Annotated in this window: 26 protein-coding genes; 6 read left to right on the top strand and 20 right to left on the bottom strand. The window is 60.8% G+C overall.

Annotation, left to right across the window (positions count from 1 at the left end; translation table 11 throughout):
- Nucleotides 1-7: 7 nt before the first annotated feature.
- The 11 genes from flgH to flgF form a co-directional block, all read right to left on the bottom strand.
- Nucleotides 8-724 (bottom strand): flagellar basal body L-ring protein FlgH, encoded by a 717-nt coding sequence (flgH, locus tag FFR93_RS27865; RefSeq protein WP_064681130.1) that lies wholly within the window; start codon nucleotides 722-724, stop codon nucleotides 8-10.
- Nucleotides 721-1,263 (bottom strand): MotE family protein, encoded by a 543-nt coding sequence (locus FFR93_RS27860; RefSeq protein WP_138395524.1) that lies wholly within the window; start codon nucleotides 1,261-1,263, stop codon nucleotides 721-723. Before FFR93_RS27860 ends, flgH begins: the two co-directional genes overlap by 4 nt.
- A complete protein-coding gene (locus FFR93_RS27855; protein WP_138395523.1) occupies nucleotides 1,260-2,381 on the bottom strand; it encodes a flagellar basal body P-ring protein FlgI in 1,122 nt (373 codons plus the stop codon). The genes FFR93_RS27860 and FFR93_RS27855 overlap by 4 nt, the downstream gene beginning before the upstream one ends.
- Nucleotides 2,378-2,860 carry a flagellar basal body P-ring formation chaperone FlgA gene (gene flgA / locus FFR93_RS27850; RefSeq protein ID WP_138395522.1) on the bottom strand — a complete coding sequence of 161 codons (483 nt, stop codon included), beginning with the start codon at nucleotides 2,858-2,860 and terminating at the stop codon, nucleotides 2,378-2,380. Before flgA ends, FFR93_RS27855 begins: the two co-directional genes overlap by 4 nt.
- Before the next feature lie 15 nt (nucleotides 2,861-2,875).
- Complete coding sequence (flgG, locus tag FFR93_RS27845; protein WP_064709865.1) at nucleotides 2,876-3,664, bottom strand: flagellar basal-body rod protein FlgG; 789 nt, start codon at nucleotides 3,662-3,664, stop codon at nucleotides 2,876-2,878.
- Nucleotides 3,665-3,683: 19 nt separating this feature from the next.
- Nucleotides 3,684-4,025 carry a flagellar hook-basal body complex protein FliE gene (locus FFR93_RS27840; protein WP_138395521.1) on the bottom strand — a complete coding sequence of 114 codons (342 nt, stop codon included), beginning with the start codon at nucleotides 4,023-4,025 and terminating at the stop codon, nucleotides 3,684-3,686.
- A 3-nt stretch (nucleotides 4,026-4,028) separates the two neighbouring features.
- On the bottom strand, nucleotides 4,029-4,445 hold the full coding sequence (gene flgC, locus FFR93_RS27835) for a flagellar basal body rod protein FlgC (protein WP_064693821.1): 417 nt from the start codon (nucleotides 4,443-4,445) through the stop codon (nucleotides 4,029-4,031).
- Nucleotides 4,446-4,450: 5 nt separating this feature from the next.
- Nucleotides 4,451-4,843, bottom strand: a complete 393-nt coding sequence (flgB, locus tag FFR93_RS27830) for a flagellar basal body rod protein FlgB (protein WP_064709863.1) — start codon at nucleotides 4,841-4,843, stop codon at nucleotides 4,451-4,453.
- A 159-nt stretch (nucleotides 4,844-5,002) separates the two neighbouring features.
- Nucleotides 5,003-5,545 (bottom strand): flagellar protein, encoded by a 543-nt coding sequence (locus FFR93_RS27825; protein ID WP_138395520.1) that lies wholly within the window; start codon nucleotides 5,543-5,545, stop codon nucleotides 5,003-5,005.
- A gap of 2 nt (nucleotides 5,546-5,547) precedes the next feature.
- Nucleotides 5,548-6,945, bottom strand: coding sequence for a flagellar protein export ATPase FliI (gene fliI / locus FFR93_RS27820; protein ID WP_064709861.1), 1,398 nt, complete (start codon nucleotides 6,943-6,945; stop codon nucleotides 5,548-5,550).
- A 95-nt stretch (nucleotides 6,946-7,040) separates the two neighbouring features.
- A complete protein-coding gene (gene flgF, locus FFR93_RS27815; protein WP_138395519.1) occupies nucleotides 7,041-7,775 on the bottom strand; it encodes a flagellar basal-body rod protein FlgF in 735 nt (244 codons plus the stop codon).
- 254 nt (nucleotides 7,776-8,029) lie between these two features.
- Here flgF and motA point away from each other — a divergent pair, with 254 nt between their 5' ends.
- The 6 genes from motA to FFR93_RS27785 all read left to right on the top strand — a co-directional run bounded on the left by motA (nucleotide 8,030) and on the right by FFR93_RS27785 (nucleotide 13,321).
- Nucleotides 8,030-8,902, top strand: a complete 873-nt coding sequence (gene motA, locus FFR93_RS27810) for a flagellar motor stator protein MotA (RefSeq protein ID WP_064709943.1) — start codon at nucleotides 8,030-8,032, stop codon at nucleotides 8,900-8,902.
- A gap of 5 nt (nucleotides 8,903-8,907) precedes the next feature.
- Entirely contained in the window at nucleotides 8,908-9,852 is a 945-nt protein-coding gene (locus tag FFR93_RS27805) for a FliM/FliN family flagellar motor switch protein (RefSeq protein ID WP_138395518.1), read from the top strand.
- A gap of 54 nt (nucleotides 9,853-9,906) precedes the next feature.
- A complete protein-coding gene (gene fliN / locus FFR93_RS27800; protein ID WP_064710777.1) occupies nucleotides 9,907-10,494 on the top strand; it encodes a flagellar motor switch protein FliN in 588 nt (195 codons plus the stop codon).
- A 27-nt stretch (nucleotides 10,495-10,521) separates the two neighbouring features.
- Nucleotides 10,522-11,562: a flagellar motor switch protein FliG gene (gene fliG, locus FFR93_RS27795; RefSeq protein WP_064709857.1), complete on the top strand. Its 1,041-nt coding sequence runs from the start codon at nucleotides 10,522-10,524 to the stop codon at nucleotides 11,560-11,562.
- A gap of 233 nt (nucleotides 11,563-11,795) precedes the next feature.
- On the top strand, nucleotides 11,796-12,875 hold the full coding sequence (gene flhB / locus FFR93_RS27790; protein ID WP_138395517.1) for a flagellar biosynthesis protein FlhB: 1,080 nt from the start codon (nucleotides 11,796-11,798) through the stop codon (nucleotides 12,873-12,875).
- Nucleotides 12,876-12,880: 5 nt separating this feature from the next.
- On the top strand, nucleotides 12,881-13,321 hold the full coding sequence (locus FFR93_RS27785; protein WP_064710776.1) for a hypothetical protein: 441 nt from the start codon (nucleotides 12,881-12,883) through the stop codon (nucleotides 13,319-13,321).
- Nucleotides 13,322-13,380: 59 nt separating this feature from the next.
- Here the strand turns inward: FFR93_RS27785 and FFR93_RS27780 are convergent, their stop codons facing one another.
- The 9 genes from FFR93_RS27780 to FFR93_RS27740 form a co-directional block, all read right to left on the bottom strand.
- Nucleotides 13,381-14,127 (bottom strand): helix-turn-helix transcriptional regulator, encoded by a 747-nt coding sequence (locus FFR93_RS27780; protein ID WP_064709854.1) that lies wholly within the window; start codon nucleotides 14,125-14,127, stop codon nucleotides 13,381-13,383.
- Between the two features lie 8 nt (nucleotides 14,128-14,135).
- A complete protein-coding gene (locus FFR93_RS27775; protein WP_064710775.1) occupies nucleotides 14,136-14,882 on the bottom strand; it encodes a helix-turn-helix transcriptional regulator in 747 nt (248 codons plus the stop codon).
- 406 nt (nucleotides 14,883-15,288) lie between these two features.
- Nucleotides 15,289-16,974 carry a flagellar basal-body MS-ring/collar protein FliF gene (fliF, locus tag FFR93_RS27770; RefSeq protein ID WP_138395516.1) on the bottom strand — a complete coding sequence of 562 codons (1,686 nt, stop codon included), beginning with the start codon at nucleotides 16,972-16,974 and terminating at the stop codon, nucleotides 15,289-15,291.
- A gap of 201 nt (nucleotides 16,975-17,175) precedes the next feature.
- On the bottom strand, nucleotides 17,176-17,565 hold the full coding sequence (locus FFR93_RS27765; protein ID WP_064709851.1) for a hypothetical protein: 390 nt from the start codon (nucleotides 17,563-17,565) through the stop codon (nucleotides 17,176-17,178).
- 16 nt (nucleotides 17,566-17,581) lie between these two features.
- Nucleotides 17,582-18,136, bottom strand: a complete 555-nt coding sequence (gene cheD, locus FFR93_RS27760) for a chemoreceptor glutamine deamidase CheD (RefSeq protein ID WP_064709850.1) — start codon at nucleotides 18,134-18,136, stop codon at nucleotides 17,582-17,584.
- Complete coding sequence (locus tag FFR93_RS27755; RefSeq protein WP_004672258.1) at nucleotides 18,133-18,522, bottom strand: response regulator; 390 nt, start codon at nucleotides 18,520-18,522, stop codon at nucleotides 18,133-18,135. The genes cheD and FFR93_RS27755 overlap by 4 nt, the downstream gene beginning before the upstream one ends.
- On the bottom strand, nucleotides 18,523-19,566 hold the full coding sequence (gene cheB / locus FFR93_RS27750; RefSeq protein WP_138395515.1) for a protein-glutamate O-methylesterase CheB: 1,044 nt from the start codon (nucleotides 19,564-19,566) through the stop codon (nucleotides 18,523-18,525). It lies immediately after the preceding gene.
- Complete coding sequence (gene cheR, locus FFR93_RS27745) at nucleotides 19,563-20,471, bottom strand: protein-glutamate O-methyltransferase CheR (protein WP_138395514.1); 909 nt, start codon at nucleotides 20,469-20,471, stop codon at nucleotides 19,563-19,565. The genes cheB and cheR overlap by 4 nt, the downstream gene beginning before the upstream one ends.
- Nucleotides 20,468-20,935, bottom strand: coding sequence for a chemotaxis protein CheW (locus tag FFR93_RS27740; RefSeq protein ID WP_138395513.1), 468 nt, complete (start codon nucleotides 20,933-20,935; stop codon nucleotides 20,468-20,470). Before FFR93_RS27740 ends, cheR begins: the two co-directional genes overlap by 4 nt.
- Nucleotide 20,936 lies beyond the last annotated feature (1 nt).

Below are 20,936 nucleotides of genomic sequence, written 5' to 3'. Positions count from 1 at the left end.
GTCGGCCTCAAAGCGGCGAGAAAAGATCGACGGCCTGCTGGCCGCGCGGTGGCTGCTGCACCTCCATCAGGCGGCCGCGACCGCCATAGGAGATGCGGGCTTCGGCGATCTTGTCGTAGGAGATCTGATTGTCGGCGTTGACGTCCTGCGGACGCACGATACCGGCGACATTCAAAATGCGCAGTTCCTGGTTCAGCCGCACTTCTTGCGAGCCCGAGATGACGAGATTGCCGTTTTCAAGAATACCGGTGACAACAGCCGCAACCAGAAGCGTGATCTTGTCGGTGCGCTCGATCTTGCCCTTGCCGTCGGTGCTGGTGTCGGAACCGTAGGTGAGATCGGTCTTGGATTCAGGCGTCCACCCGAAGATCTGAGCGTTGACATCCCAGCTCATGCCGCTCGAATTCGTGCGGCTGCGGTTGGTCTCGTTGTCGAAGGAGGCCTTGTCGTTGATCTGTATGTCCACGGTCAGGATATCGCCGACGTTCAAAGCGCGCGCGTCCTTAAAGAGCGCGGCCTGCGAGTCGCTCCAAAGCGAATAGCCCTGCGCTACGGCGCGCGGCTGCTTCGGATAGAGCGCCATCTGCGGGGTCTGGCCATAGGCAAGGCCGCTGCCGATCGGGCTCATGGCAGGCGCACGGCCGATCTCGCTGACTGCCGTCGGGGACTGGCAGCCCGCAAGGAGTGCGAGGGCGGCGATCGCGGCCGGGAAACGCATGTTCATGAAGGATCCTTCGACGTATTGGGATCGGATGCACTGGCGATGATGCTGGCGATGACGGCGGCTTTCTGCGGGTCCATTTCGTTGAGGATGAGGCTCGACTGACGCGGACCGAGCCGCATGATGACAGCCGAGGCCACTTCGATCTTCATATCCTGCAGCTGGAGCGCCGCCGCATCCGGCTTCATCTTCTTATAGATTTCGGTGAGGCCAGCTTCCGCCTGCTTCAGGAAATCGTCACGCCGCTTCAGCCAGTCCTGATATTCGGCCTTGCGCTTGTCCATCTCCGCCATGCGGGCGTCGATGTCGGCGCGAAGCCTCTCCAGCTCCTGTTTCTGCAGGAGGTAGCGTTGGTCGCGAGCGGGATCGGCGATGTTGGTGCAGAACTGCTTGATCTCGTCCTGGGACGTGATGTCGCCGGCCGGCGCATGTTCCTGTGCAAAGGCGCCGGGGATCGACAGAAGGACGAGGCCGGCTGCCGGCAGCGCCAGCCGCCGCAGCAGTTGCAGGACCGTCATGTCAGGATTGATGATCTTTATCATTGCAGCACAAGCTCCGCCTGCAGGGCGCCCGCCGACTTGATGCCCTGGAGAATGGCGATGATGCCATCCGGTTTCACGCCGATATTGTTGAGGCCGGCGACAAGGGTCCTGAGGTCGGGACCGTCGATGATGGCAACGCGCCCGCCGGTCTGCTCAGCCGCGATATCGGTCTGCGGCTGGACGGCAGTCCGCCCGCGCGAGAAGGGTTCGGGCTGGATGATCTGCGGCGTCTCGGTGACCTGTACCGTCAGAGTGCCGTAGCTGACGGCGACCGGCGAAACGCGGACATCAGAGCCGATGACGATCGTTCCGGTGCGCTCGTTGATAACAACCTTGGCAGGCGTATCGGTTTCGACGATGAGATTCTCGACATCGGCCATGAGCCGGGTGAGATCGGCCGTGCGCGGTTTCTGGATCACGACTTCCTGCGAATCCTTGGCTTCGGCGACCGGGCCGCCGAAGCGCGCGGAGGCATAGCCATTGACGATGTCGGCAATGCGGATCGCCGTTGAGAAGTCAGGATTGCGCAGTTGCAGGACGAGATTGACCGAATCCTTGAAGTGGGACGGCAGTTCGCGTTCGATGATGGCGCCGCCGGGCACGCGACCGGCGGTGGTGACGCCCTCGGTCACCGTCGCCGCCTGGCCCTGCGCCTGAAAGCCGGAGACGATGACGGAGCCCTGGGCGACAGCGTAGATCTGGCCGTCGGCGCCGGAAAGCGAGGTCATGACGAGCGTGCCGCCGCGCAGCGAGGTCGCGTCGCCGAGCGAGCTCACCGTGACGTCGAGACGGCTGCCGGGACTTGCGAAAGGCGGCAGGTTGGCGGTGACCATCACGGCCGCGGTGTTCTTGGCGCTGGACTGGCCGCCCTGTGTCGAGATGCCGAGATTCTGGAGCATCGCCCGCATCGACTGCTCGGTGAAAGGCGAGGAACGGAAGCCGTCGCCGGTTCCCTGCAGACCGACGATGAGACCATACCCGATCAGCTGGTTATCGCGGCCGGCCTGAAGCGAAGCAATATCCTTGATGCGGGACGTCAGCGCCCAAGCGGGCGCCACGTCGGCCAAAATCATGGCGACAACCGCAACACAGGTGACGATACGGAAGAACAATTTCATTTTGCCCTCACATGGATCGTGCCATCCGCAAGCACCGTGCCGCTGACGATGACGCCGGAATCCATATTGCGTGCACGGACCACTTGCCCCGTAGCGCCGTCTTCGAGCGGCGTACCGGCGGCGGAGATCGTCATTGCACCGAGAGAGAAGACCAGGCGGATCGAAGAGCCGCGCGTCACGGTATAGGGTTCGCGCAGGGCTGAAACTGAAATTGTGCGCCCCGGCAGCAGCGTGCGCTTGGAAACCAAACCTTCGACCTGCGAAATCGATTTGGCATAATCACCGGCGAGGTTGGGATTGGTGACCTCAACCTCCTGAAGCTGGCTGCCCGACAATGTGTCGCCGGGGTAGATGATCGTCGTGGGAACGACGGCATAACCCATGCCGGCATTCGCGTCCGCGGGCAAAATAACGCCCGCGAGTGCGATCGTGGCTGCCGCCACCCATCCTGAGATGCGTCCTGCCCGGCAAAACATCATGTTTCGGCCCTCCCTTTACTTCAGGTTCTTGCTGACGATGGAGGCCATTTCATCAGCGGTGGTGATCACCTTCGAATTCATTTCATAAGCACGCTGGGCCGATATCAGCTCGGTGATTTCCTTCACAGGATCGACGTTCGAGGATTCCAGATAGCCCTGCTTCATGAAGCCAAAGCCTTCCTCGTCGGGGTTGCCGACGACGGCCTCGCCCGAGGCCGGCGTTTCCTGGAAGAGATTGTCGCCGATGGGCTGAAGGCCAGCCTCGTTGACGAAATCGGCAAGTGTAAGCTGGCCAAGCACGGTCGGATCGGTCTGGCCCGGCAACTTGGCCGAGACTTCGCCCGAGCGACTGATAGTCAATTGGGTCGAACCCTGCGGGATGGTGATGCCCGGAAGGACTTCATAGCCGTCGATGGTGACGAGCTGCCCCTGGTCATTCTTGTTGAAGGCGCCGGCGCGGGTATAGAGCGTGGTGCCATCGGTCGACTGGATCTGGAAGAAACCCTTGCCGATCAGCGCCACATCGAGATCGTTGCCGGTCTGAGTGAGCTCGCCCTGGAGGTGCAGATTGCGGACCGCCGAAGTCTGGACGCCGAGGCCGATATTCGCGCCTTCCGGAACGACTGCCTGATTGGCGCGGTTGGCAACGCCCTTTGCTCGTTCGGTCTGGTAGAGAAGGTCGGTGAACTCGGCCCGGGCCCGCTTGAAGCCCGTCGTGTTGATGTTGGCGATGTTGTTCGCGATGACTTCCAGATTGGTCTGCTGGGCATCCATGCCCGTTGCTGCAATGGCGAGCGCTCTCATGTGTTCGTCCTCAAATCAGTTACATCTGCATCCTGGTAACTTCGAGAAAGGCGGTGACGACCTTGTCGCGGATGGCGATCGCGGTCTGCAGCGCCTGCTCGGCCTGAAGCATCGAATCGACGACTTCACGGGTCGTCGCCGTGCCCTTGATGCCGGCGAAGGACATGCTTTCGGCACTCTTCAGGCTGTTGACCGTGTCGGTCGCCATGCTGCCCATGACCGAGGCGAAGCTCAGGCCGTTGGCCGCACCCGCAGTGCCCGGCATGGTCGTTGCGGAAGAGGAGACGGAATTCTCGGTGTCGACGGCGCCGAGCGCGCGGGTCATCGAAAGATTGCTGACATTCTGGACACTGTTGATCATTTATTATTGGCTCTTCAGAAGATCGATCGTGGAGGAGATGAGGTCACGGGTCTGCTTGATGGTCTGCAGGTTGGCGTCATAGGAGCGATTGGCTTCACGCATGTCGGCCATCTCGACCAGGATGTTGACGTTCGGCAATTTGACGACGCCCTTGGCGTCCGCCGCGGGATTGCTGGGGTCGAATTCGGTGCTGAAATCGCCTTCATCAACGCCGACCTTCTTGACGTTGACCGTCTCGACGCCGCTCGTGCGGTCCATCTGCTGGCCAAAGGTGATCGTCTTGCGGCGATAGGGATCGGCGCCGGGTGTATCGCCAGTCGAGCGGGCGTTGGCAATGTTTTCCGAAACGATGCGCAGGCGCGTCGATTGCGCCTCGAGCCCCGAACCGGCGATTTTCATAGCTGCGGAAAGCGGATCCATGACAATTACTTCCTGACGGTCATCAACATCATGCGGTTGAAGGAGCTGATCAGCGAGGTATTGAGCTCGTACTGGCGCTTGATCTCGCCTGACTTGGAGAGTTCCTCTGCCAAACCGACGGTGTTGCCGGATTCCTGGATACCGATCTCCTGGTCGAGTGCGGCCTCCTTGATGTCGATATCGCCGCTGTCGCTGAAATCGTTACCGCTCAGATGCGCCGGATTGGTGCGCGCCATCGTGATGTCGGATCTTTCCAGCACGGCATCGAAGGGTGTGACATCCTTGGCGCGAAACTTCGGGGTATTAGCATTCGCGATATTGCCGGCAACAACCTGCTGACGGATCGTCAGCCATTCCGCCTGTCGCGAAGCCAAGTCGAAAAGTTGGATCGGTTGCATGAGAACTCTCCGTTTTTACTGTCCGGAAGCTAGTGCTGTAATCTTGCGTGGGACTTACGGGAATTCAGCTCCGACACGCTTCGCCGAAGGCCGCCGTAAAAAAGGGCTCCTGCCAGTTCGCGGCGGAGCCCTCGTTGTCTTCTGCTTCTGCGAAGGCGTTCAATTGTTCTTGTAGATTTCGCCCCTGGAGGTAATGATCACCCACTTACCATCGCGCTGCTCGATCGTCGCGAGCCGGCTTTCGTCGGGAAGGACCGAGCCGATGCGCACGACATACATGCCCGAAGGATCCTCTATCAGCGCCCGGCCGTTGGACACATGCAGCAGGCGGAAGGATGACTTCCCCGGAAAGGGCTGATCTTCCAGCATGGCGCCGCCATCACGCTCCTTGCCAAGATTGGAGACCGTCGCCGTCGTCAGCTGATCGACCGGCGGAACCTTTTTGGTTGCCTCGTTCTTGTTGGCCATAGCCAGCGGTGACACGCTGAAGACGTTGCGGGCGGGCCAATCCGGCAGCTCACGCGAATCGCTGCTGCTGGCGACGTTGATGCCGAACTTGTCCGCGTTGAAGAAGACGTACCAGGGGAAAAAGGCGGAGGCCCCCGCAAGCGCCAGACCGGCGAAAGTGAGGAGTCGATCCAGTGTGGCGGCCTTCCTTCGCTGCTTCAGGGACGCGATGCGTTCGTCGTCGAATTCAGCCACTTCTATCTCCTCTGGATGGATGCGCCCGGGTTGCCCATGCCGGCTGCAGCCTTGAGCGCGCCGGCGAGATCGGCAAAGGCGTCGACCGAGTCACGATCGCCGGGAGACTGTTTCAGGACGTCGTAAATGATCGGGACCTGCTTGACCGCCATGTCGAGATCTGGATCAGCGCCCTGGCGGTAACCGCCGATCAGCCGCAGGTCCCTCGTTTCCTCGAAGCGGTGGATCAATACCTTCAATCGCGAAACCAGCTTTTCCTGATCCGGCGTCCACGCCTTGCGGGCAAGACGCGAGATCGAGGCGAGCGGATCGATCGGAGGATAGCGCCCCTCTTCGGCGAGACTGCGCTGTAAGACGATGTGGCCGTCGAGGATGCCGCGCGTCGAATCGGCGATCGGATCGTTGTGGTTGTCGCCATCGACGAGGATCGAGATGATTGCCGTGATCGTGCCGGCGCCCTCGGCGCCAGGACCGGCGCGTTCGAGCAGGCGCGGCAGTTCGGTGAAGACGGAAGCGGGATAACCGCGAGCGATCGGCGGCTCCCCGGAGGCCGTCGCCACCTCACGGATGGCATGGGCGAAACGGGTGACGCTGTCGACGACAAAGAGGACGTTCTCGCCCTTGTCGCGGAAATGCTCGGCGATGGTGACAGCCGTCAGCGGCGCCATCTTGCGCAGCATCGGGCTTTCGTCGCTGGTTGCAACGACGGCAATCGCCTTCTTCATATTGCTGCCGAGCGTATCCTCGATGAACTCGCGCACCTCGCGGCCGCGTTCGCCGACGAGCGCAATGACCACCTTGTCGAAGGCGTCGGCGCGGGCGAGCATGGAGAGAAGCGTCGACTTGCCGACGCCGGAGCCTGCGAAGATGCCGAGGCGCTGGCCGAGGCAGAGCGGCGAAAAGATGTCGATTGCGCGCACGCCGGTCTTGAAGCCGGTCCCGACCCGCTGGCGGGTCATCGACGGCGGTGCTGTGTTGGAGATCGAGCGGCGATCGAGGCCCTCGGCGATTGGACCCAGCCCGTCGATCGGCTCACAGAGCGAATTGAGGGTGCGCCCGCACCAGCTATCGGAGGGCGAAATGCGGAAGGCGCCCTTGCGGATGACGGTGTCATGGATGCCGATCGGCTCGCCGGGCTCGATCGGGCAGACGTAGATCAGTTCCGGTTCGACACGAACGACCTCGCCGAGATGGACGCCGGAGGCGGATTTATGAGCGACGAACTCGCCGAGACGAACATGGCGCGAAAGACCGTGGACGGTGTAATGACCGGCCGCAATGGTCTGGACGCGACCGCCATGGGCAACCGCGAATTCCGGCGATGCATATTGCTCGACGAGACCTGCCAGATGCGCCAGCTTCGGGGAAAGGCCGTCCTCGGCCAGTAGCGTGCTGCTCATGCTTCAATCCCGTCCGAAGATCTGTCGCTTTTTCGATGTGCGTTCTTGTGCACGTCGTCCTGCCAAAACCGCGGCAAACTTTCGGGCGACATGCATTAGCGGCTGCCCCCAAGCGTCTGGACGGCCTGCTTGAACGAGTCCTCGCTGTCGCGCATCAGCGACGAAATGCTTTCAAAGGCACGGTTCACCTCAATCAGCTGGGTGATCTCGCGCATGGCATTGACGTTGGAGTTTTCGAGGTATCCCTGCTCGACGCCGATATTGAAGCGGTCGACGACGGCGCGCGGCTGGTCGGTGGTCATGATGCCGCTGTTTTCGTAGCGCAGGTAGCCCTTGCTGATATCGGCCTCGAACAGGCCGAGGGAGCCGACCTGCCGGCCGCTCTGATAAATGATCCCATCGGTGCCGACAGCCGGCTCGCCAGCCTTCGTGTCGAGCTGGATCGGTGCACCGCCGGCATCGAGAACGGGATATCCCCTGACGGAGACGAGTTCGCCGGTTTCCCTGATGGTGAAACGGCCGTCTCTCGTGAGCACCCGGCCGGCCGGCGTCTCGAGCGCAAACCAGGCATCACCCTTGACGGCAAAATCCAGCATGTTGCCGGTGTGCTGCAGTTCGCCGGTCTGCTCATTCAGATAGTCGTTGCCCTGGGAGACGAAGGCGACCTTGGTGTTCAGCTTGTTCTTGGTGGCCGCCACCATCTCGTCGAACTTCACCTCGGTGGCGCGAAAACCGGTGGTGTTCACATTTGCCATGTTGTCCGCGATGGTGCTCAGGCGCTTTTCAAGCGCCATCTGCGACGACAGAGAAACGTAAAGACCGGATTGCATGTCGGTAAGCTCCAAGCATTGGCGATGAACGGAACGAAAAGCCGGGCGTCGTCTGATCTGTTTCGGCCGGAATTTCGCTGAGGCGGCATCTCAGAAACGGGCGCGAGCGCCCATTCGTCTCCTTTAGATTGGCGGCAGATGCTTGCGCGAAACTGGCAGGTTGAAATGCCCTCATGCGGGCCTTTTCATCAGCCTCACGCAAGGCAGAAACCCTATCCGTCTCAAAGAAAAGCAACGTTCAGATTGGGCTGACGATGAACATCATTATCGGATTTATAGTGACTTGCGGCTGCGTCATCGGCGGCTTCATGGCAATGGGCGGCCATGTGGACGCTCTGTTCCAGCCCTTCGAGTTCGTCATCATCGGCGGCGCCGGCATCGGCAGTTTCATCATGGCAAACCCGATGAAGGTGGTGAAGGATTCCGGCAAGGCGCTCGGCGAAGCCTTCAAACATGCCGTGCCGAAAGAACGCAATTACCTCGACACCCTCGGCGTGCTCTATTCGCTAATGCGCGACCTGCGCACCAAGTCCCGAAACGAAATCGAAGCCCACATCGACAATCCGGCCGAATCGACCATCTTCCAGCAGGCCCCGACCGTTCTGAAGAACAAGGAACTGACGGCGTTCATCTGCGACTACGTGCGCCTGATCATCATCGGCAACGCCCGCAGCCACGAAATCGAGGCGCTGATGGACGAAGAGCTCAACACCATCATGCATGACAAGATGAAGCCCTACCACGCGATCCAGATCATGGGCGATTCCTTTCCGGCGATCGGTATCGTCGCGGCGGTTCTCGGCGTCATCAAGGCGATGGCTTCGATCAACGAATCGCCTGAAGTGCTCGGTCACCTGATCGGCTCGGCGCTCGTGGGCACCTTCCTCGGCATCCTCTTGTCCTACTGCCTCTGCTCGCCGCTGGTCTCCCAGATCAAGATCGTGCGCAGCAAGCAGCACCGCCTCTACGTTATCGTCAAGCAGACGCTGCTTGCCTATATGAACGGATCGGTGCCGCAGGTCGCTCTCGAATACGGCCGCAAGACAATTTCGGCCTACGAACGTCCTTCCATCGATGCAGTCGAACAGGAAATGATGAACCCCGGCGGCGAAAACAAGGCGGCTTAAAGACCATGGGCGATGCTTCGCATGACAAACCGGCAATGGATCCTGCCCTTCTCGCCAAACTGACTGGCGGGCTTGGCGACAGAGGCAGAGTCTCGAAGATCTGCAGCTCCTTTGGGGCCGTCTACACCGAGTTCTTTCCCGATGTCATCAAAAGCGAGACCGGCCTCGACGTGACGGTCAACTATCTCGGCTGCGAAATCGGCTACAAGAACCACCTTATCGACGACCTGAGCGCCAACGTCACGCTGGTCGATGCGGCCTTGCGCAACTGGTCGCAGAACATCACCCTTGCCTGCGGCAACGGTTTCGTCATCACGCTGATGGAGCACCTGCTCGGCGCCACCGCCGATACGATCGAGGAACCGGCCGACCGGCTGCTCTCGGTCATCGAGCTCGACCTTGCCGTCATGGTCTTTGACAAGATCGCCAAGGTGCTGCGCTCGGCGGTCAATGCACCTGGCGGATTCGAACCAAGCCTTTCGGTCCTGCATGCGCACGAGATGCGCGCCCGGCCGGCAGAGGACAAGCCGGACGAATTCGCCGCCGCCATCAACATGTCGATCACACTAGCCGGCATCGTCTCGGAATTCTCGCTGATCGTTCCTCAGACGGCACTGCTCAAGACCAAAGTGACGCCGCCGAAGGCGAAGCGCCAGGCCGGCGGCAGCTCGCCGGAATGGACCGAACAGCTCGGCGATCAGGTCCGCCGCTCGCATGTCACACTCGAGGCCAAGATCAGGCTGCAGGACCTGACGCTGCGTACCATATCGAAGCTGATGGTCGGCGACGTGATCCCCTTCCGCGACAGTGGCGACGTACGCGTCGAGGTCAGCGCCAACAGCAAGGAATTGTATATCTGCGAGTTCGGACGTTCCGGCGAAAACTACATGGTCCGGGTCAAGGATACGATGAACTCGGATGACGAACTCATCCGTCATTTGATGAACTAATCTTTTGGGCTGCAAAGGCAGTTTGAGGCAAGTTTCAACTGGAATAGTGATTTCATGGCTACGAAGAAGACACAGCAGGACAGCGACCTCTCCCTGGATATGCCGGGCAGCGAAGCCGATCTCGACCAGGCGATCGACGATCTGCGCGGCGTGCTGAAGAAGGATGCCGATGGCGACCTGTCACAGTTTGGCGGCGACCTGGGAAATGATGGCTTTGCAGCAGGAACGGACCTGGCCGCCTTCGGCGGCGAGATTTCGGATTCCCCTTTCGGCGGCGATGATTTCGGCGGCGACTTCGGTGCTGGCAATGCCAGCCCGGCTGCCGGCATGGATTTCGGCGGCAGCACTTCGTTCGAGACCTCGCCGGCACCGCTCGGCAGCGCACTGACCTCGAACTTCGAGCTGATCATGGACATTCCGATCGATGTCCAGATCATGCTCGGGACCAGCCGGATGCAGGTCTCCGGCCTGATGAATCTCAACGAAGGAGCGACGATCGCTCTTGACAAGAAGATCGGCGAACCCGTCGAGATCATGGTCAACGGCCGCCGGATTGCGCGCGGCGAGATTACGGTGCTCGATAACGACGACACCCGATTCGGCGTAAAACTGATAGAAGTTTTGAGTACGAAAAAAGCCTGATCCCTGTGGGGACGGAGAGGTTAGACCATGATGGACTTTGACGATTTCGGCGGCGCGCTAGCCGGGAAACCGTTGACCCAGGCTGAAAAAGCGGCGGCGGTCCTTCTCGCCATGGGAAAGGGTGTCGCCGGCCGGCTGTTGAAATATTTCACCCAGGCCGAACTGCAGACCATTATCTCATCTGCCCAGTCGCTGCGCGCCATTCCGCCGGACGAGCTCCTGTCGCTCGTCTCCGAGTTCGAGGACCTCTTTACCGAGGGCGCCGGACTGATGGACAACGCCAAGGCGATCGAGGCCATTTTGGAAGAAGGCCTGACCCCCGACGAGGTTGACAGCCTACTCGGCCGCCGCACGGCCTTCCAGGCCTACGAGACCTCGATCTGGGATCGGCTCAGCGAAGCCGAGCCGGCATTCGTCGCGCAGTTCCTGCTGCGCGAACATCCGCAGACCGTCGCCTATATCCTTTCGATGATGCCCTCCTCATTCGGCGCCAAGGTGCTGCTGCAGCTTCCCGACAATCGTCGCGCCGACATCATGAACCGAACGGTCAACATGAAGGCTGTCAGTCCGAAGGCTGCGCAGATCATCGAGAATCAGGTGATGACGCTGCTTGCCGAGGTCGAGGCAGAGCGCAATGCGGCCGGCTCGACGAAGGTCGCCGATCTCATGAACGAGCTCGACAAACCGCAGGTCGACACGCTGCTGACCTCGCTCGAATCGATCAGCCGCGAGTCGGTCAACAAGGTTCGGCCGAAGATCTTCCTCTTCGAGGACCTCATGTTCATGCCGCAGCGCAGCCGCGTCCTGCTGCTCAACGACATTTCAAGCGACGTGCTGACCGTCGCGCTGCGCGGCTCGCCGGCCGAGATCCGCGAAGCGGTTCTCTCCGCCATCAGTCCACGCCAGCGCCGCATGATCGAATCGGATCTGCAGAGCGGCATGGGTGGCGTCAACCCGCGCGAAATCGCCATCGCCCGGCGCGCCGTGGCGCAGGAAGCGATTCGCCTGGCCAATTCCGGCCAGATCGAACTCAAGGAAAAGGAAGGCGAAGCTTCGGCTGCCGCCTGACCTTCTGAGACTGTTGACAAATCCAGGCGGCAAACAGGCCGCTGTTGATCGTCGCGCCACGGGCGACTACCCTTTCATCGATAGGCCGCGCTCTATGGCGCGTCGCAGAACACTCGGTTTCTGCGGCGCGCCTCAGGTTTTTGTTTTGACGCATCTCGTCATCCCAAAATCGCTGCCCAGCTTGGGGTGGCATGCATTCGCTGCGGCCTGTTTCTTCAACGGAGGGCCGCGACTTGGCAGACGATGACAAGGACAGCAAAACAGAAGCCCCGACCGCGAAAAAGCAAAGCGACGCCGCGGAAAAAGGCAATGTGCCGTTTTCGCGCGAGCTTTCGATCTTCGCGACCATTCTCGCCACCTTTATCTATCTGGTGTTCTTCCTTCCCGATAGCGTCGGCCGCATGAGTGAAACGCTGCGCGACATTTTCGAGCAGCCCGACCAATGGAAAATCGAGACGGGACCGGATATTCTGGCGCTCTTCGTCAAGCTCGGCTGGGCCTGTGCGGCGCTGCTGGCGCCCGCCTTCATCCTGTTAATGGTCTTCGGCATCGCCTCCTCGATCTTCCAGAACCTGCCGACGCCTGTGCTTGAACGCATCAGGCCGCAGGCCTCGCGCGTCTCTCTGATCAAGGGCTGGTCACGGCTCTTCAGCTTGCCCGGTCTCATCGAGTTCGGAAAGTCGCTGTTCAAGGTCGTGGTCGTGGGGGTGATTCTATTCTTCGTGCTCCGGAGCGAATATCTCGGCTCGATCGACGCGATGTTCTCCGATCCGCAGACGATCCTCATGCGAATGATGGCAGCGATGCGCAAGATCATCATCGTCATGCTGATCGCCACCGCGATCGTTGCGATCGCCGATCTTTTCTGGACACGCCATCACTGGTTCACCGAGCTCAAGATGACGCGCCACGAGGTGAAGGAAGAAAACAAGCAGGCGCAGGGCGACCCATTCGTCAAAAGCCGGCAGCGCTCGCTGATGCGCGACCGCGCGCGCCGGCGCATGATCGCCAACGTACACCGCGCCACGCTTGTCATCGCCAACCCGACGCACTACGCCGTGGCGCTGCGCTATGCGCGTGAAGAGAACGACGCGCCGGTGGTTCTGGCAAAGGGCCAGGACCTCATCGCGCTCAAAATCAGGGAGATTGCCGAGCAGAACGGCATCCCGGTGTTCGAGGATCCGCCGCTTGCGCGCTCCATGTTTGCGCAAGTCTCGGTCGATAGTGTCATACCGTCAGTCTTCTATAAGGCCGTTGCGGAGCTCATACACAGGGTCTACGCCGCAGAAGCCAAGAACAAACGGGTAAGATAAGCCGAATGAAAAAATGCCCTCACTCTGCCCAGCGTGAAAAGATCCTCGCAGACGCGATCAGCCCGGTCGCCACCGAACTGCGCCTTCTGGATGCCTCTGACCTCATTTCACTGCTGCGCTTCGAGTATTACGGCAGTCTGGCCGATCTCGTCGCTTCGGCGGCGGAGCTCTTCTTTCATCCGGGCACGGTCAATTTCGGCCTGGGCGGAAACTATACGCTGGAGTGGGGCGGCAAGCCCGAAGTCGTTCTCGACCTGGAAATCAAGCCGCAGGGCGTCACCGTCTACGCCCAGCTTACCCTTGCCGAAAATCATGCCGGCATCGAAATCAACCACATCGCCTTCCAGAAGCCCTCGGACGACCCCGACGAGAATACCGCATTCCTGGAAAAGAGCCTTCGACAAGCCCGCTACAGCGTTAAGCCGCCACGCGCGCTAGCCAGCTGATTTGCCCTCAGCAAAGCCAGGCTTTTACTCTGTCTTTCTGAAGGGCGGCAGGCGCCGGTTCAGCTGATATAGCCGAGCCGGATTGCCTTCGCGATTGCTTGGATGCGGTTGACCGAATCGAGCTTGATGGTCGCCGAACCGAGATAGGCATTGACGGTGTGCACGGACAAGCCGAGTTTTTCGGCTATCTCTTCGCTGATACGGCCATCGCCGGCAAGCTGGAGGCAGGCGATTTCGCGTTCGCTCAGCGCTTCGGCGGCGGTCGAGCGGCGTTCGTCGAGAGAGAGCAGATCCATCATGACGTGGCAGCAGCGACCATGCAACTCGACGATGGTGTCGCTTGAAGGATCGATATCATCGCCAGTGAAAAGGATGAAGCCATTGCCGACGGCGCCGAGCCGCACCGGAAAGGCAAGGCCGGAGAAAGGCAGGATGCCATCCTTCAGGCGCGTCATGAAGGGCGAAAAATCGGACGGACCGGGGGCCGCCCGGTCGTGAGCGCCGGCCCATGAAAGCGGCAGCAGCGACTTTTCGATATGGTCGAGAAGGATGTCTCCATAGGCATCGGTGAACGCCTTGCCGAAGCCGGCATTGGAGGGACCCCAGTTCTCGAGCTCGCAGACAAGCCGCTGTTTTGCGGGAAGCCCTGAGCCAGTGAGGCGGTAGATCGCAAAGCCCTGAGCATCAGCGAGCTTCTGCATCGCGATCAGCCGCGGGAAAAGATCGGAACGGCTGGAAATCCTGTTCACCCGCACCATGCGCAGCGGATCGGCACCGTTCATCGCCCTGCTTGATGGTTGCCCCATGGATCCCCCTATACGAGATTGTTGCGGACCGCGAAGGCAATAGCCTCCGACCTGGTCTTGGTCGCGGTCTTGCGCATCACGCTGGTGATGTAGTTGTTGATCGTGTTGCGGGAAATTCCGAGAATCATCGCGATCTCGTCGCTGGTCTTGCCCTCGGCAATCCAGAACAGGCATTCCAGCTCGCGGTCGGTCAGTTCGAAATCTCGGTCGACCCTTGCGCCCCCGCAGCGAAGGAAGCTCGCGACATAACCGGCAAGCAGCCCTACATCCCGCAGGCGCTCCGGCGACAGGATGAAGCCTTCGCCGAACAGGAACATCAGAGCGAGCCGCGAGCGGCCGACATTGAAGGTCAATGAACAGTATTGGCGGCTGGCGCCCTCCGGCACTTCGGCGCCTTCGGGCAGAAGCGCAAAGTTCGGCTGGAAGACCTGCATGCATCTTTCCAGCTCGGTCGAACGGGCATAGCCGCTGACGAGATCATTGGCGACCTCCTTGACCAGATCGAAGGGCCAATCCGAGGAAACGATGAAATCGAGGCCGCTTTCCTGGATGAGATCGCAACGCGCCAGAAGATAGTGCGAGGCACCGACATATTCCGTCAGTGCACGCAGTCCGGACTGCAACCTGCCAGTGCTGGCGACGCCGTGCAGGCGCTGTATCAGCTCGTCGCGCGGCAACAGAGCCGGCGCCACTGCGCCTGCGAAATTCATCATCTGCCTCTCGCCTTTGCTCGCCAGAACTATGTTCATATCCATTGGCAACGTCCTGCGGCTGAGAGGCGATCACACCCTGTGCAACTGCTATTTATCTGCAAAGGATTCAATTCAAGTCCCGCTCGAATCCCATTTCGAATCACCCAAGGGTAATCCAGCCGATGTAAAGTACCATCTCCGACTTCTGGGGATTTACTTTCGCCGACGTCCATGCCCTGATTCGAATGCCGATTTTGCCCCTCAACCTATTGGGAGGCTAAGGTGATTCTGGCTGTGCCGCAACGTGATTCGCGTATTACGCGAGTGAAGCTCAACAGATTTATTAGCCTCTGGTAAAGCGCGTCGCGGCCTTTCAGATCCAGCGGGCGTTTTGCCGGAAGCCGGCACTGTTCCGTTACCCGATGAAGTCAAGTGCCGACGTGAAAAGGGCCGGTTTCCCGGCCCTATCTTATGCTGCGTCGTCGATCGCCCATTTCCTGAGGATTTTGGCGGCGCGCTCCTCGTTGATCTCCACCATGCGGGCAAGCTTGCGTTCCGGACCTTCCTTGACACGGCGGTTGAAGTTGCCGTCGTCGTCGCCGAGGCTGAGCAGATCCTCGGTGCTGTCGAAGCCGAAGTCGGATCCGAAGCCATCCATGAGGGCGCCTCCAGGGGCGCCGGGCGCCGGGGCGAAGTCCGGAAGTTCGAGGCCTGCCGCTTCGGGCGTGGCATCGCCGAGAACCGCGCCGTTGCCGCTGACGCTGCGTACCAGCGGCCGCAGACCCATCCAGACTACCACGAAGGCGACCGCGACGAAGGCGAGCGAGTTGATGATGCCGGCAAGGTTGCGGCTCAGCATGTCCATGACGCGGACACCGCCGGCGGCCTCTTCGAGCAGCTGATTCTCGAGGAAGTCCATGGCCGTGACGGTGACGACATCGCCGCGTTTGGCGTCGATGCCGGCCGCCGAAGCGACGATCTTCTGCATTTCGGCGAGATAGGCGTCGATCTTGGCCTGGTCGGCGGGCTCGCCGACCATCTTGGCGATACGGCCCTTGTTGACCACGACGGCGATCGAAAGCTTCTCGACCTTATAGCTGTTGCGTGTCGTCGCCGTCGTCTTGCTGTTGATTTCGTAGTTTGTCTGCTCTTCGCGCTTGTCGGACTTGTCCTGCGATTCCGGGCCGCCGGAGCCGCCGGCATCGGGCGCCGCCTGGGGAATGTTCTGTTCGACAGTCGTCGCATTGTCGGACTGCCTCTGCTGCGACTGCTGGGCTTCCTTGGTCGAGCGGACCGAACGTTCGACCTTGGACTCGGGATCGTAGACCGTTTCCTGGATCTGCTGGGCGTCGGTGTTGAGGTCGGCGGTGACACTGGAGCGGAAGTTGTCCATGCCGAGGAAGGGCGCCAGCGCCTTGTCGATGTTGGACTCGACTTCCTGCTGAACGTTCTGGACGATGTTGAGCGAGCGGTTCAGCGAGCTATTGCTGGTCTCGTCGCCGGAGGCAAGCAGCTGGCCGGCGGAATCGAGAATCGTGACGTCATCGACGTCGAGCCCCGGCACGGCCGAGGCGACGAGGTGGCGGATCGAGGTCGCTGCGCCTCGCCCGGTGGCGGCGCTTGCGCGAATCATCACGGAGGCGGTTGGCTTCTGCTCCGCCTTCCGGAAGTTTCCGACCTCGGGCATGACGATATGGACGCGCGCGGCTGTTATGCCCGAGATCGACTGGATAGTGCGGGCAATTTCCCCTTCAAGCGCACGAACCCGCGTCACTTCCTGCATGAAGGAGGTCAGGCCGAGCGAGCCGACATTGTCGAAGAGTTCGTAACCGGCATTGGCGCTGTTCGGCAGGCCGCGCTCGGCAAGCATCAGGCGGGCTTTGCCCGTCATGCCCGCCGGAACGGTGATGCTGGAACCGTCCGTGCCGACCTGGAAATCGATGTTCGCTTCGGCAAGGGCCATGCTGATCTGGTTGAGATCGGGAGCCTCGAGGCCGACGTAGAGCGTTTCTTGTGCGGGTTTGTTGACGAAAAGGGCAGCCGCAAGGATGATCGCGATGGAAACGGCGCCAACACCCCCCAGAATCATCAGGCGTGTCCGGCCCAGGGCACCTAAGTTCTTAAAGATCTGAACTAATTGATTTAACAGATTCATTCTGTTCTCGCACGATCCGTCAAAGACAAAGCAGGCTTATTGCCTCATCTGACGAATAATCGGCGAAACTTGTGCGAGCGTTTCGTGAGGAGCGCGCCGGAGCGAAAGGCTGAAGCATGTCGCGCAGTGATTTTTGCGAGAACGACATGGTTCAAACGAGGACTTCAGGCGCTAGAAGCGAGGCTGAAGAGATCGCGCGCTTCAGAAGAAGTCGAAGTCTCCCGCCGCCTTGCTCAGCGGCTGGGAATGGCCATGGCGGGTGGCGCCGCCCAGCGCCTTCTGCATCTCAGCCAGCTTGACAAGACTGAGCGCGGTCGCGACGTCGACCGTCCAGCCGAGCGGAATTTCGCCGGTGATGGTATCGATGAATTCGGCAAGGCCGCGCGACTTCTGCACTGCCAGATCGATGCCCTGCATGACCTTCATGGCGTCAGGCGAATTGAGGATTTCGGCGCCACCGAGTTCGAGGAGCTGCGGTTCGATGCGCTCGATCAGATAGGCCACGTCGTGCAATTCCGAAACGATGCGCATCAGAATGTCGCTCAGCGCTTCGACAGGCGCGGGCGGCTCCATCACCGGAGTAAATGTCATATCAAAATCCTCGCCATCAAAAAAATTCGATACTGGTTTCGGCGGGCTTCTGCGGAGCGGCGGGACGCTGCTCGAGAGCGACCGTTCTCTGCGTTTCGGCGCCGGTCAACGGATATTGCCGGGCACGGCCGGAGACCGGCCAATATTCGAGCTTGCGCCCGTGCTCCCCACCGGTGGAGGAGCCGACAACAGGTATGCCTTCATCCCTCAGGAACTGCATGGCGAAGGCCGCGTTCTGCTCACCGACATTGGAGAAAGTCGAGATCGTCTTCGCGCCGCCGAAGATCTTTGCCTCCAGCCGGTCGCGCCGGGCGCCCTGCTTCAGGAGACCGTTGATCAGCAGTTCCATCAGATGCACGCCGTAGCGCGTGGCATCGCCGCCTGATGTCGGCGAATTCGCCGAACCGGGCAGCAGAAAGTGGTTCATGCCGCCGACACCGGCGACGGGATCTCTGAGGCACGCAGCCACGCACGAGCCGAGAATGGTCGAGAGCACCGCATTCGGATCGCTCAGAACCTTGTACTCGCCTTGAATGATGTGCACGCGGCGGGCTGCACCCTCGGTGATCATTTCAGAGCTCCAAACACGGCTTCGATGGCCGCTTTCATCTTCTCGATCGTGAACGGCTTGGCGAGCACGTTGTTGGCGCCGAGCTGGGCTGCCTTCTGCACCAGTGCACGATCGCCCTGGGCGGTGAGGATGATGAAGGCCGCCTTCTTGGTGTTCGGGTTGGTGCGCACGGCCTGAAGGAAGCCGATGCCGTCCATCTTCGGCATGTTGAAGTCCGAGATCACGAGGTGGTGCGGCTGTTCGGTCATGATCTTCATGCCCTGCTCGCCGTCGCCTGCGGATGTGATCTGCTTGAAACCGAGCTGGGTCAGCGCATCGCTGAGCAGCAACCGGCTCGTTACCTGATCATCGACGATCAGAACTTTGATTTTCTCCGCGATCGACATTTATTCGGTCCCTTCCTTTCGGGCGGCTGTCAATTTCAAGATTTCTTCACCGATGGCAGTCAGTGGCAGCTGCTGCTCGACGGCGCCAAGTTCGTGAGCAACCCTTGGCATTCCGTAAACGACGCATGTTTTTTCGTTCTGGCCGAGCGTTCTGGCGCCCGCGTGACGCATTTTCAACAATCCGGCCGCGCCGTCGCGGCCCATTCCAGTCAGAATCACGCCGACGGCGTTGCGGCCTGCAAGTTCCGCGACCGAATCAAAGAGCACGTCCACCGAGGGGCGGTGACCGTTGACGGGCGCCCGGTCGACGAGACGGCAGCACGGCGCCGAGCCGCCGCCAACCTGCAGGTGACGTTCGCCGCCCGGCGCCAGATAGATCTTGCCGATTTCGAGGCGGGCGCCGTCGGTCGCTTCCTGCACCACCGGCGCGCAGAGACGGTTGAGCCGCTCGGCGAAACTCTTGGTGAAGGTCGGCGGCATATGCTGGGTGATGACTGTCGGCGGGCAATTTGCCGGGAATTTCTGCAGCACGGCGATCAGCGCCTCGACGCCGCCTGTGGACGAACCGATCGCGACGATCTTCCGGCCGACGCGGAAATCGGCGACGGAGGGCGGAGGCGTGACGGCAGCCGCCGGCTGGGAGAACTGGCGCTGCGTGCGCGCCGCCGCCTTGACCTTCTCGGCGAGATCGCCGAAGGGCCTGGGTTCACCGGGGCCAGGCTTGCCGACGCAGTCGAAAGCTCCGATCTCAAGTGCCGCAAGCGTCGCCTCGGCGCCGCGATGCGTCATCGTGGATACCATGATGACCGGCATCGGCCGCAGCGTCATGATCTTTTCCAGGAAATCGAGGCCGTTCATGTTCGGCATCTCGATGTCGAGCGTCAAGACGTCCGGATTCAGCCGCTTGATCGCCTCGCGCGCTTCCAGTGCGTCGCCGGCCTGGCCGATGACGTTGACCTCCGGGTCGGAGCTCAGCACGGCGGTAATCAGCCCCCGCATGGTCGGCGAGTCGTCAACAACGAGAACTCGTGCCGGAGCGCTCATGCCTTCCTCCCGAGACCTTTGGTCGTGTAGCGATAGGTCGTGATGCCGATATTGTCGAAGACGTGCTTCGCCTCGCCGGAGACGCGCTCGGAATGGCCGATATAGAGATGGCCGCCTTCCGGCAGCAGGCCGGCGAAACGCTGCCAGATCTTCATCTGCGTCGGCTCGTCGAAATAGATGACGACGTTGCGGCAGAAGATGACGTCGAACTTGCCCTTGAAGGGCCATTGCGCCATCAGGTTCAGCTCGTTGTAGGTGATCAGCCGCTTGACGCGGTCGTCGACCTGGAACTTGCGGCGGCCCTGCACCTCGACTTCGCTGAACCATTGCTTGCGCATGGCGGGCGAGACCGTTTCGAGCGCGCTCTCGTCATAAGCGCCGGCGCGGGCGATGGCGAGGATTTTCGGGTCGATGTCAGTCGCCAGGATCTTAAAGTCGTAATCGGCGACATTCGGCATCAGCGACAGCACGGTCAGCGCGATCGAATAGGGTTCCTGCCCATCGGAGGAAGCGGCCGACCAGATGCGAACCCTGCCGCCCGACCTTGCCCGCTGCAGAAGCTCCGGCAGGACGTGGTCGCGCAGATGCTCGAAATGATGGTTTTCCCTGAAAAAGCGGGTGAAATTGGTCGTCAGATGCGAGAGCATTTCGCGGCGCGCCGCGGCGCCGGCCGGCGAAGCAACGAGTTCACAATATTCCCGGAAACCCGACAAACCAAGATTTCGGATGTGCTTGGACAGACGCGAATAGACAAGCGAGGCCTTCGTCTCGTTGAGGAAGATGCCGGCATCCGAGTAGATCATAGCGGCAATCTCCGTGAGGTCGCGGCGCGTCAGCGGATATTCTCCGCTTGCCAGCACCTCATCGGCTCCCTGCCTCTGATCTTTTGCACCCATTGCATTCATGCGGCTTCGCTTTCGGTCTCGGGAAAGAGGGCTTCAAGTTCGATCAGGCAGATCATGCGCCGGTCGATGGCGAGAATGCCTCGGGCAAATTGGCGCTCGAGGTCGGAGGAGATTTCCGGCGTCGGCTGGATGATCTCATCGGTCACCGTCAGAATGTCGGAGACGGCGTCGACCAGGAGGCCGACAACTTTGCGGCGGACCTGGGCGACGATGATGACATGACGGGCTGTGGGATCGGCCGGCTTCATGCCGAGCCGGGCAGCGAGATCAATGATCGGCAGTACCGCGCCGCGCAGGTTGATGACCCCCAGCATATAGGCAGGTGAGTGCGGCATCGTGGTCGCCGGGGTCCAACCCCGGATTTCACGAACCGACATGATGTTCACGCAAAATTCCTGATCTCCAATGCGGAACGCGATCAGCTCGCGGTCCCCTTGGTTCAGACTTTTTACAGCGTACGACATT

The organism is Rhizobium sp. MHM7A (assembly GCF_005862215.1).
In the GTDB taxonomy this organism is placed as follows: domain Bacteria; phylum Pseudomonadota; class Alphaproteobacteria; order Rhizobiales; family Rhizobiaceae; genus Rhizobium; species Rhizobium bangladeshense.
The sequence above is the reverse complement of the archived record's forward strand: the minus strand, read 5'-3'. Positions and strand labels throughout refer to the sequence as shown.